Here is an 11,179-nt window from a genome sequence, read left to right on the forward strand (position 1 = left end):
TCCTGCATGAGTTCTCCATCTGATTTCTAATCTAATTATAGTACAAATGGAAAATCCATGCATCAAGTTCAGCTTCATGAGCGCCTATTAATCGGCGTTAATAAAATTTAATTATCACTAACCTGTGGTTTGTGGGTATTCAAACAATCCTTTTACATTACAAAACCATCTTAAAAATGCAACTTGATTTAGTAAATGCTGATTATAAGTATAATAATGCTTATTAGTTAGGGTTCAGTTTGCCTTTAAAGTTCCTTCTCTATCTCAACGTTATAATATCTTAACAGATACGCCTAAAAGTGCAGCAAAATCCTTTGGTTTATAATTTGTGATATTTAATGTGTTCATTTTAACGCTCCCCCCTATGAGCATATTTAAACACATTCAAACACAATGGTCGATATATTCAGTTACTTATAGTTCCCTCCTTTTTCTACATTATAAACAAAATAAAACATAATACAAAATTATTTCTAAAGATTATTACAACTATGATATAATATTCCAAAAGGGGCGTGAATATAATGGGTTTGTTACTTAGTAGAATATTGACTTATTTAAATGGTGCGATGCAGAATGATTACTATTATAAAATATGCAATTTCATTATCTTTAACTATCTAGATATATTTGAAATGTCTGAAGAAGAATTCTTAGATAAAGGTGCTTTTAGAAAAGAAGAACTTTATAGCTTCTTATTATCATTTGGTTTCTCTACTTATGAGGATTTCCGTTTTAAATTAGAAGCTGATCATCAGTTACGTTTGAATCAGATTCGTGTCAGATTATTTGGAGAAACTCCTCAGAAATTCTTAGCGAAGATGGATAAGGCAATGGATGAAGAAGTACTTGCGAACACGATTACTTCTATCTGTGAACATTTCTATAAAGCAAAACGTATCATTATCTTTGGTGGTTTATATCCTTGTTCTATTGCCGTTGAGTTACAGACAGATATGATTTCTTTTGGACGTCCATTTATTCATTATCATAAGTATGATCCTATTCAATTTAATGAAGATGATGTTGTCATCTTTGTGAGTGCTACAGGACGTAGTCTAGAAGAAATGAAGAAATATGATAATTGCAGCTTTGAAAAGGCATATTCATTACTCATCACGCAAAACCGTAAATATAAACAGTCATGTTTTAATGGAAATACAACAGTAATCTATGTACCAGGTAAGTTTGATTCGATTGATTTTAACTATCAGATCATGTCAATCTGTGACTTAATCAGATTACGTTATTTCCAGCAATACTACCTCTAAGCAGACTTCAGTCTGCTTTTTTTATGCATTATAAAAGACAAGGATGATCCTTGTCTAGTGAAGAAGAACGCGATCATTCGCTTCTCCTGTTTCAGTAAATTTTCTTACAAGTTCTTCGACAGTCATTTTCTTTTTAGTTTCTTCATCAATGTCCGCAATGATTTTTCCATCCTTCATCATTAGGATTCTATTACCATATTTAAGAGCATCTTCCATATCATGAGTAATCATCATAGTAGTAATATGATGTTCTTGCGCAATTCTTTCAGATAATTTCATCACCTTGATAGATGTCGCAGGATCAAGTGCAGCAGTATGTTCATCTAATAAGAGTAATTGTGGTTTAACTAAAGTTGCCATTAATAGTGTGAGGGCTTGTCTTTGTCCTCCAGATAAGGTACCCACTTTAGTTGTTAAACGGTCTTCTAAACCAATATCTAAGTCCTTTAATGCATTTACAAAGACATCATGGTGTTTATGAGTAAATGGTGTAAGTGAGAAATGTTTTCCTCTTTGATAAGCTAAAGATAAGTTTTCTTCAATTGTCATTGAAGGAGCTGTCCCTCTTAGAGGATCCTGGAATAAGCGACCAATGGTACGGCTTCTCACATATTCTTTTTCGTTTGTGATATCTTTATCATCTAAGACAATAGTTCCTTCTTTTGTTTCTACTGCCCCAGAAATCGCACCAAACAATGTAGACTTCCCTGCACCATTAGACCCTATAATAGTCACAAAATCTCCTGGTTCAAGATGAAGAGATAGATGATCAATGGCTTTCTTTTCATTGACAGTCCCTTCATTAAATACAACTGTTAAATCTTTTATATTAAGCATGTTTCTTGAGCCTCCTCTTGAGTGTTGCAGAAGAAATCGCAATCACAACAATAAATGCTGATAGGATCTTTAAGTCTCCTGAAGGAAGACCTAAGTATAGGGCGATTGTTAAGGCAAAACGATAGAAGATTGCCCCTACAATCGTACCAACTAAGCATATTGCAACCTTATCACTCTTAATGAATGTCAAACCGATAATAATAGAAGCAAGTCCGATGACCATCATACCAATACCACTAGTGATATCAGCATAGCCCTGCTGCTGTGTAAATAAAGCACCACTTAAAGCAACTAGTCCATTAGCAAGTCCTAAACCAATAATTTTCATCTTATCTGTATCAATAGAGCTCGCACGTACCATTGCTTCATTATCACCACAGGCTCTAAGTGCAAGCCCCATCTGTGTCTTTAAGAAATAATTCAATAATACGGTAATCACAATCACAATCACACCAATAATCAATAATTTATCATAAGGTTCAAACTGAGTTGTACTGCTGAAGATTGTCTTATGATTAAATAATGAGATATTTGGTGTCTGATGCATAATACGTAGATTCACTGAGTATAAAGCAGTCTGTGTAAGGATTCCAGCTAGAATCTCATTAATATTAAGCTTAGTAATGAGTAAACCTGTCACCATCCCTGCAATCGCACCTGCTACAAATCCTAGTACCATGCCAAGTACTGGATAACCTGCCACTGCTACCATAGCACTTACTGCACATCCTGTTGTAAAACTTCCATCCACTGTTAAGTCTGGAATATTCAAAACTTTAAAACTAATATATAAACCTAGAGATAAGACGGCAAATATGCCGCTTAACTCTAAGGCTCCAAGAATAACTGTACTATTCATAAAAACTCCTTAGATTTCTGTATATTTACTATCGCTTGTAATGTTTTCTGGTAACTTAATACCTAATTTATCTTTTGTAGTTGTATTGACATAGATTTTTAAGTTTGTCTTAAATACTTTAACTGGGATATTTTCTACTTTATTTCCCTTTAATACTTTATCAACGATTTTAGCCGTTTCTTTACCAAGTTCTTTATAATCGATACCAACACTTAAGAAACCACCATCTTTAACCATTGAATCAGCACCTACATATAAAGGCTTGTTTGCTTTCTTACATGCATCACTCACTACATTCATTGCACTTGCTACTGTATTATCATTTGGTGCAAAAATCGCATCACATTTACTATTTAATACATTAACAGCACTCTGAGCTTCATTGACTGATGCAATTGTTGCTTCTACTACCTTGATATTCTTCTCAGCACAATAAGCTTTTGCCTTTTTAATATTAGTCACTGAGTTGGCTTCACCTTTATTATAAAGCATACCAATTGTTTTTGTATTTGGATTGATTTCTAATGCCTTATCAATAATCTGATCAACCTGTACCTCATCACTTGTACCAGTAATATTCTTATCTGGTTTAGATAATGAGCTAGTCAACTGTGCCCCTACTGGATCAGTCACTGCACTAAATACAACTGGTGTCTTAGTAGCAAGTTTAGCGACTGCCTGTGCTGCAGGAGTCGCAATTGCCATGACACAATCAAAATTCTTTCCGGCAAAATCATTGGCGATACTTGCACAAGTATTTGTGTCGCCCTGACCATTCTTGAATGTATATTCGATATTCTTATCATCATATCCTAAAGTTTTCATTTCTTTATCAAATGAATCCTTAATCTCATTTAATGAAGTATGATCCATGAACTGGATAATACCTACTTTCTTCTTATTACTAGTAGAAGTTCCACATCCTGCTAAAAGTGAAATTGTTAATGCTGAAGTTAATACTGTTCCTAATAATTTGTTCATTGTTCTGTTCCTCTTCGTTTTCATAAATTTTGTTTTCTTTGATTCAATTCAAACAACGACGCCATCGCCTCATATGAGTTCCTCCCAACTTGTTAGCAGGTAATAAAAAAACACCTGTCCCAAAAGACAGATGTTACTCTTTAAGCCACCTTTTGATTCATAAATGCTAACACATTTTTGCATTATAACGTTTGCATCACGTCTCAGGATACTCGTTGCCTTTCCCCCTCGCCCTCACGGGTCCATTTGCCATTGTGGTACTACCAGGTTTCCAGCATCCCCGGCTCTCTATCAGCCCTATACAAAGTTTTATCTCCCGCTCTTAGGTTTATCTGAATGTTACATCACAACAAATTCAATGTCAACAGTTTTATTTATATTTTTGTATAATTTCGAATAATGCTTAATATATTTGTATATATAATAAATAACCTGCTCAAATGAACAGGTTATTCATATCTCCTTTTTTATCGTATCCTTTTTACAGGATCCATTTTACTACTGTTAATAGCCTTTTGTTCTATTCACAAGGTTTTCTAATGGTTCCTGATTCTTTAAGTGATTGAGGTTCCTAATGACTAATTGTGTATAATAGTCCTGTACACTCTTCCAATGATACCCGCCAGAACAATGCGGTGTAATCATGACTCTAGGATTTTTCCATAATGGTGAATCAGCTGGTAATGGTTCTTCTTCAAAAACATCAAGTAATGCCCCACCAATAGACTTATTGTCTAAGGCTTCTAATAAAGCATAAGTATCAATCACACTACCTCTACCTACATTACATACAACAGCGTCTTCTTTCATTAATGAGAACTCATCATGGCTTAACATATGAAATGTTGCATTGGTTGCTGGTAAAGAAGTAATAACATAATCCATCTTTGGTAATACATCATGTAATTCTTTAGAAGTAATGATTTCATCACAATTTGGATGTTCCTTATAAGAGTTTCTTAGTCCTGTTACATTGGCACCAAGTACCTTTAATACTTTCGCAAATTCAGTACCAATATCCCCTACTCCAAGTAATAAGACATTTGAGCCATAAATTTCTCTACCAATAAATAATGGTGTCCATCTTGCTTCTTTCTGTCGATCATAATAGAAACGTAGATTCTTATTAAAGCTTAAGATCATTCCCATCATATGTTCGCAGATAGCATGACCATAGCTTCCACTTGCATTTGTAAGAAGTGTTTGTCTATTTAAGATGTTTGGTAAAAGAAATTGATCATTCTCTGCACTATTTAATAATAGTGCTTTAAGTGTAGGTCTATTCAAGTTAAATTGTCTTGGTGGATTACCTACAATGACATCTGCTTCATCAATCATTTCCTGTGTTAAATCTTCTTTGTTTACCTTTAAAAGGTTCATATCAGAACAAGACTTTTTAATAAGTGCAATATTTGAATCATCTAAAGCTGGAATAAGTAATACCTTCAACATATTTAGTCCCCCTAAGTTCTTTTGATAAACTTAGTATGACACTTTGGACAACTAATTTCAATCTTTCCGCGTCCTTTGGGTACACGGACAACTTGTTTACATGTAGGACACTTATAGTATTTATGTGTTTTATCTTTTCTTTTTTTCTTAAAGAAGTTTACTTTCTTAGTAATAGGTGCAATAAACTGTACATATTTCTGGTTTTCTGCATAACGTTTATAGATATTCTTAGAAAACATTCTGAAATAGATATAAAACATCAAAAATAAGCTTAAGATCATTAATGGTTTTGAACCAGTAAATAACTCTATAATAACTAAAATAAATAATAAATACATGAGATGAGTGTTGAGCTTATCTGCCCCACCATATCTTCCCTGCATGAATTGAATAAATTTTTCTTTCATAAAATACCTCCATGACACTAATATAATTTTGTTTTATAAACTAAATATTAACTAAAAAAGGACATTTCTGTCCTTCTTGTCTATTAATTACTCTTGTTGATAAGTTCTTTCGCTATCTTTAATGCAGTATTTGAAGGAATCGCAAATCCTAGACCTTCACTATTTGTATCGGATGATTTGGCATTCACAATACCAATGAGATCACCATTTCCATTAAATAATCCTCCACCAGAGTTACCTGGAGAAACGGCTGCATCTGTCTGAATAACTGAAATAGAGATAGTCTTAGAAGAGCTATAAAGCTGACCAAAACGACCATAGTTACTAGATGAAGACGAGTCATCATTGTCTAGCTGTACAGTAATCTTACGATTTAAGGCTGATACGATACCTGAAGTAATAGAATCACTGAATGTACCTTCTGGGTTACCTACTGCATATGTAGATTGACCTTGTACTAATTTATCACTATTCGCAAATGTTGCTGGTTTTAAATTAGTTGCATTGATCTTAAGTACCGCAATATCATTATCACTATAAGTTCCTACTAATGTTGCATCATATGTTTTATTATCACTTGTAGTGACCTTAATTGTACTTGCTCCAGAGACAACATGAGCGCAGGTAATAATATAACCATCGCTGCTCATGATCACTCCTGAACCTGCACCACTTGATACCTGTGAACCATACCAGAAGTTATCTCTTGAGATATTTTCTGTTGTAATGGCTACAACACTTTGTGTCATCTTAGAAGAGATACTTGATGCATCATTTGATGTACCTGTTGCTTTAGTTGTAGTAGTCTTCGTCACTACTGTAGTACCCTGATTATTCATAAAATAAGAACCAGCAGCGCCTCCACCAAAACCTAATGCCACAGCAATAAATGCTTTACCTATATTTTTGCTTAAACGACTGACTTTCTTTTTATTCTGCTTTTCATAAACATCTTTTAAATTTTCGTTGTTCATAATACCACTCTCACTTTCTGATTCTAGTATATATCTTAAACTTAATACCTAAATGTGGTTTTTGTGGGAAAATATGTTATTGCATATCTATTCCTGCATATTTTAAGAATTTCTTTTCATTAAGGATCCCTTGAGTTAAAAATTCTCCATCTTTAAATAATGCATAGGTAGAAACTGGTGTTGGGAGGTTCTGTGCCTGTTCACGTGTTGTGATATGAAACGTTTTTAAAGGTATGTTGTATTCTTTTGCCACTTCTTCTATGCGTGGTACCCAATAATCAGTAAAAGGACATTGATCTGTATAATATAATACAAAGCCCTGTTCATTGATATGCGGATGTTTAGCACATTCTTTAAACTCTGGAGGATTACCTTCAGTGAATGGAAGATACATAAGTACAATACCATTATCTGATTCATCGGCTATCTTAAACCCTTTATGTGTCAAATATTTATAATCAGAAAGGAACTCTTTCTTACGTCCTATACACGATAGAATACAAACACCTTTACAGCCCTTTTGACGTGCATCTTCTATGCAATAGTTTAATAAGTCACTTGAATAGCCATGTCCTTTCATTGAACCAGATACCCATAAACAGTTGATATACATATAGTTATTACTTGTAATAGGTATCCAGGCATATTGATCTGGAATATATTCAATAAAACATTTACCTCTTTCTTCACTGCGATAAAATACTAAACCTTCATCAAATCTTTCTTTTAACCATTCTTTCTTTTGAAGACTCTTTTTGTTAGACATAGCACAACATATATGTTCTGTGTCTATGTTATCTTTATTGATAATAATATAGTTCATACATTCTCCTAGTAAAAAAGCCATGTGAATGGCTTATTAGATAATTGGTGTATTCATAAATGTTTTATAGATAGGAATTTCATCTTCCTTGGATGAACCATAGAGGATATCTCCTTCTTCCTGATCATTTAAACAATCACATTCCTTTAAACAATTATAAAGATGTTTACTTGTTCCATAAGCTCCATCAAACATTGGAATATCACCTAAAACTGTCGCTATTTGATTTTTCACAAATGGATAATGTGTACAACCTAGTACAACACTATCTACTTTACCTTTATAAGGACCTATTAAATCTGTAAGTAATTCAATGAGATCTGGTTGATCTAAATTTCCCTGTTCAATACGTTTGGCAAGTCCATAACATGGAACTGGAATAATAGTGGCTGATTTATCATATCTTTCAGCTAATTGATGAAACTTATCTAAACGTAATGTATTGGCTGTCGCCATCACAAGAATACAGCTGTTCTTCTTAGAAAGTGCTGCTGGTTTTAATGCAGGTTCTATACCAATGACAGGAATATCTGTATATTTTTCTCTTAATAATGTCACTGCAGCACTTGTTGCTGTATTGCAGGCAATCACGATGGCCTTTAAATGCTTCTTCTTATTCATATTCTCTATCGCATTAAGAGTAAGCTGCTGGACATCTTCTAATGTTTTCTCCCCATAAGGTGCATTAAGTGAATCACCAAAGAAATAAAGATTCTCTCCTGGCATCATTTCATGAATAGCCTGTAAGACACTCACTCCTCCAACACCTGAATCAAATACACCTATATACTCTTCTTTCTTCATACTGATAACTCCCTTTCGTTTTTTCATTATAGCACAATTATTAATTCAAGGTCTATATTACTTAACCCCTGGTTGTAGTTGTGATAAAATAGTATGTGAAAGGAGGTATGTCATATGGCTATGAGTGAATTGTTGAAAAAGACAGTACTTGTAGGTATTGGTGTAGCAGCTGAGGTCGCTGATCGTTCTAAAGACTTAACAGATAGTCTTGCGAAAAAAGGTCAGGATACCATCAATAAAGGACGTGCGATGAATGAAGAATTAAAAAGAAAAGCACGTGAAGACTTGTTAGAACATGTAGAAAACATGACTGAAGAAGAACGTAATGCTTTGCGCCAGAAGCTTGATGAATTAGATCATGAAGAAAATCAGTAATATTAAACGTATGAGAGAAATACTCTCTATTATCAAGAAACATGATATTAAAAATGGTCTGACTCCTATTAAGGCAAGAGAGATAATTGAAGAGCTTGGCCCTACTTATGTCAAATTAGGACAGATCATGTCAATGCGTAGTGATCTAATACCTCTAGAATACTGTAAAGAGTTTGAAAAACTAAGAGCGTCTATTACGCCTCTTAGTTTTTCTAGTATTCGTAGTATTATTGAAGAAGAACTAGGACAGCCAATAGAGAATGTATTTAAGGATATAGAGGAAAAGCCTATTGGATGTGCGTCTATTGCACAGGTTCATTTAGGGCATTTATTAAATGGTGATACGGTTGTATTAAAGGTTCAAAGACCTCATATTCATGAAATTATGGAAGCTGATGTACGTATTATGCATAAGTTTCCACGTCTTTTAAAGATGGTGACTGGTACAGGTGATCTGATTGATTATCGTTCTATTATTGATGAATTATGGCGTACAAGCCAGACAGAGATGAACTTTTTAAATGAAGCAAATAATATGAATGTCTTTGCGAATAATCAAAAAGATATTCGTTATATTAAAGCACCTCATGTCTATAATGAATATACAACCAATCATTTGCTTGTTTATTCTTATATTGATGGCATTCCTATTGATGCTATAAAGAGATTAAAGTATGAAGGATATGACTTAGATGAGATTGCCTTAAAGATGGCAGATAACTGCTGTAAACAGATCTTAGATGATGGATTCTTTCATGCTGATCCTCATCCTGGTAATATCTTAATAGATGAAGGAAAGATTGCCTGGATAGATTTTGGAATGATGGGTACTGTATCTTCCTTTACTCAGCATATCTTATCTCTTGCTTTACAGGCTTTAATTGAAGATGATATTTATGATCTAGAAGAAGCCTTCTTGATGTTAGTCACACCAGATCATGAAATAGATGAAACACAGTTATTACATCAATTAAATTCAATTGTAAGTGAATATAAAGCTAAGAGCCTATCTGATTATAACTTTTCTGATTTGATACAGAAGTGCTTTGATATTGTGACAAGTAATGATATTGCGATACCGACAGAACTGACTCTATTATGTCGTTGTTTGGTGACACTTGAAGGTACTTTAGAGAAGATCAGTCCTTCTTCTAATCTCATTGAAATATTAATTAATCATAAGCGTAATACAGTACTAAAAGAGCTAGATTATAAGGATCAAGGATTAAAAATAGGTCATGACCTTTATAAGACATTAAAGAAAAGCTATGCATTACCTCAGATTGTCTATGATTTAATTAAGATGAGTAAGAATGGTCAGTTACATGTCAATGTGACTGAGAATGATGATTATATAAGACAGACATATAAGAAAACAGAATTATCTATCATAATTAAAACAGTATTTAGCTGTATGTGTCTGTTATGTGGTGTATTGACTGAGTCTTATTATATGTCTATTATATTGTTGACTATTTCTATGTTACTTGGTATAGATGTATTCTTTCACTTATGGAAGCTAAAAAGATGATTCCGTTTATTGGAATCATCTTTTTCTATTTGTTGGGATCAATCATAGTTAATTGTACTTTATGTCTTTGTTCATCAATTGTATCTACCCATGTCGTTACGATATCTCCTACAGAGACAACATCACTTGGGTGTTTAATACGGTTTTTACTCATTTTAGAAATATGAACGAGTCCATCTTCATGTAATCCAATATCTACAAAGGCACCGAAGTCTACAACATTACGTACAGTACCTTCTAGTTTATCATTTACATGAAGATCTTCTAATGTGAGGATATCCTGTCTCAGAATTGGTCCATCATAATCATCACGATAGTCTCTTAGTGGTCTCATAATAGAGTCTAGGATATCTTTAAGTGTATAGTCATCTAGTCCTGTAAGTTCTTTAAGGGATGTAATGTTAGCCTGTGAGACAGCCTTCTTACATGCATCTGTTCCTAGATCATTAGTCGTTAAGTTTAATGCTTTTAAGATAGCTTTAGTGGCATCATAAGATTCTGGATGGATATTTGTACGGTCTAGTGGTTCACTGCCCTCTTCGATTATTAAGAAACCAGCAGCTTGTTGATAGGCTTTTGGACCAATCTTAGGAATCTTTTCCATTTCTTTACGGCTCATGATCTTACCATTTTCTTCACGATAAGCCACAATACTATTTGCTGTTGCCTGAGTTAAACCAGAAACATTCTTTAAGAGTGTAGGACTGGCTGTATTGATATTCACACCAACTAGGTTAACCGCTTTTTCTACAACGAAGTTAAGTCTTTCTTTTAATTGGGTAGTAGGTAAAGTGTGAAACAAAAATCAATCAAAACGTATAAAAAAAGACAAACTTAAAAATAAGTTTGAATAATTTAGAAAAAA

11 protein-coding genes and 1 pseudogene are annotated in these 11,179 nt (G+C 33.6%); 3 read left to right on the forward strand and 9 right to left on the reverse strand.

Going from position 1 to position 11,179, the window contains the following annotated elements; all coding sequences use genetic code 11:
• Positions 1 to 524: 524 nt before the first annotated feature.
• Positions 525 to 1,271 carry a MurR/RpiR family transcriptional regulator gene (locus tag EAI80_RS09675; protein WP_129981848.1) on the forward strand — a complete coding sequence of 249 codons (747 nt, stop codon included), beginning with the start codon at positions 525 to 527 and terminating at the stop codon, positions 1,269 to 1,271.
• Between the two features lie 54 nt (positions 1,272 to 1,325).
• Here EAI80_RS09675 and EAI80_RS09680 read toward each other — a convergent pair whose 3' ends face one another.
• From EAI80_RS09680 to murI, 8 genes are all read right to left on the reverse strand, one after another.
• Positions 1,326 to 2,108, reverse strand: a complete 783-nt coding sequence (locus EAI80_RS09680) for an ATP-binding cassette domain-containing protein (protein ID WP_129981849.1) — start codon at positions 2,106 to 2,108, stop codon at positions 1,326 to 1,328.
• Positions 2,101 to 2,967: an ABC transporter permease gene (locus EAI80_RS09685; RefSeq protein ID WP_129981850.1), complete on the reverse strand. Its 867-nt coding sequence runs from the start codon at positions 2,965 to 2,967 to the stop codon at positions 2,101 to 2,103. Before EAI80_RS09685 ends, EAI80_RS09680 begins: the two co-directional genes overlap by 8 nt.
• A gap of 9 nt (positions 2,968 to 2,976) precedes the next feature.
• Positions 2,977 to 3,948 carry an ABC transporter substrate-binding protein gene (locus EAI80_RS09690; protein ID WP_129981851.1) on the reverse strand — a complete coding sequence of 324 codons (972 nt, stop codon included), beginning with the start codon at positions 3,946 to 3,948 and terminating at the stop codon, positions 2,977 to 2,979.
• Between the two features lie 504 nt (positions 3,949 to 4,452).
• Positions 4,453 to 5,400, reverse strand: a complete 948-nt coding sequence (locus tag EAI80_RS09695; RefSeq protein WP_129981852.1) for a D-2-hydroxyacid dehydrogenase — start codon at positions 5,398 to 5,400, stop codon at positions 4,453 to 4,455.
• 11 nt (positions 5,401 to 5,411) lie between these two features.
• A complete protein-coding gene (locus tag EAI80_RS09700; RefSeq protein ID WP_192924043.1) occupies positions 5,412 to 5,807 on the reverse strand; it encodes a hypothetical protein in 396 nt (131 codons plus the stop codon).
• A gap of 83 nt (positions 5,808 to 5,890) precedes the next feature.
• A complete protein-coding gene (locus EAI80_RS09705; RefSeq protein WP_129981854.1) occupies positions 5,891 to 6,781 on the reverse strand; it encodes a trypsin-like peptidase domain-containing protein in 891 nt (296 codons plus the stop codon).
• A gap of 76 nt (positions 6,782 to 6,857) precedes the next feature.
• Positions 6,858 to 7,604, reverse strand: a complete 747-nt coding sequence (locus EAI80_RS09710; RefSeq protein ID WP_129981855.1) for an N-acetyltransferase — start codon at positions 7,602 to 7,604, stop codon at positions 6,858 to 6,860.
• Between the two features lie 36 nt (positions 7,605 to 7,640).
• Positions 7,641 to 8,408 (reverse strand): glutamate racemase, encoded by a 768-nt coding sequence (murI, locus tag EAI80_RS09715; protein ID WP_022425607.1) that lies wholly within the window; start codon positions 8,406 to 8,408, stop codon positions 7,641 to 7,643.
• Positions 8,409 to 8,522: 114 nt separating this feature from the next.
• Here murI and EAI80_RS09720 point away from each other — a divergent pair, with 114 nt between their 5' ends.
• On the forward strand, positions 8,523 to 8,783 hold the full coding sequence (locus EAI80_RS09720) for a hypothetical protein (protein ID WP_129981857.1): 261 nt from the start codon (positions 8,523 to 8,525) through the stop codon (positions 8,781 to 8,783).
• A complete protein-coding gene (locus EAI80_RS09725) occupies positions 8,767 to 10,314 on the forward strand; it encodes an AarF/UbiB family protein (protein WP_129981858.1) in 1,548 nt (515 codons plus the stop codon). Before EAI80_RS09720 ends, EAI80_RS09725 begins: the two co-directional genes overlap by 17 nt.
• 25 nt (positions 10,315 to 10,339) lie before the next feature.
• Here EAI80_RS09725 and EAI80_RS09730 read toward each other — a convergent pair.
• Positions 10,340 to 11,110: pseudogene (locus EAI80_RS09730) on the reverse strand (helix-hairpin-helix domain-containing protein); the annotation flags it as partial.
• Positions 11,111 to 11,179 lie beyond the last annotated feature (69 nt).

Origin of the sequence: Catenibacterium sp. co_0103 (assembly GCF_004168205.1) — a bacterium.
Lineage (GTDB): Bacteria > Bacillota_I > Bacilli_A > Erysipelotrichales > Coprobacillaceae > Catenibacterium > Catenibacterium mitsuoka_A.

Bases quoted from the DNA above. Each gene is read 5' to 3' on its own strand.
- EAI80_RS09675 (WP_129981848.1), top strand. From the start codon at position 525: ATGGGTTTGTTACTTAGTAGAATATTGACTTATTTAAATGGTGCGATG.
- EAI80_RS09680 (WP_129981849.1), bottom strand. From the start codon at position 2,108: ATGCTTAATATAAAAGATTTAACAGTTGTATTTAATGAAGGGACTGTC.
- EAI80_RS09685 (WP_129981850.1), bottom strand. From the start codon at position 2,967: ATGAATAGTACAGTTATTCTTGGAGCCTTAGAGTTAAGCGGCATATTT.
- EAI80_RS09690 (WP_129981851.1), bottom strand. From the start codon at position 3,948: ATGAACAAATTATTAGGAACAGTATTAACTTCAGCATTAACAATTTCA.
- EAI80_RS09695 (WP_129981852.1), bottom strand. From the start codon at position 5,400: ATGTTGAAGGTATTACTTATTCCAGCTTTAGATGATTCAAATATTGCA.
- EAI80_RS09700 (WP_192924043.1), bottom strand. From the start codon at position 5,807: ATGAAAGAAAAATTTATTCAATTCATGCAGGGAAGATATGGTGGGGCA.
- EAI80_RS09705 (WP_129981854.1), bottom strand. From the start codon at position 6,781: ATGAACAACGAAAATTTAAAAGATGTTTATGAAAAGCAGAATAAAAAG.
- EAI80_RS09710 (WP_129981855.1), bottom strand. From the start codon at position 7,604: ATGAACTATATTATTATCAATAAAGATAACATAGACACAGAACATATA.
- murI (WP_022425607.1), bottom strand. From the start codon at position 8,408: ATGAAGAAAGAAGAGTATATAGGTGTATTTGATTCAGGTGTTGGAGGA.
- EAI80_RS09720 (WP_129981857.1), top strand. From the start codon at position 8,523: ATGGCTATGAGTGAATTGTTGAAAAAGACAGTACTTGTAGGTATTGGT.
- EAI80_RS09725 (WP_129981858.1), top strand. From the start codon at position 8,767: ATGAAGAAAATCAGTAATATTAAACGTATGAGAGAAATACTCTCTATT.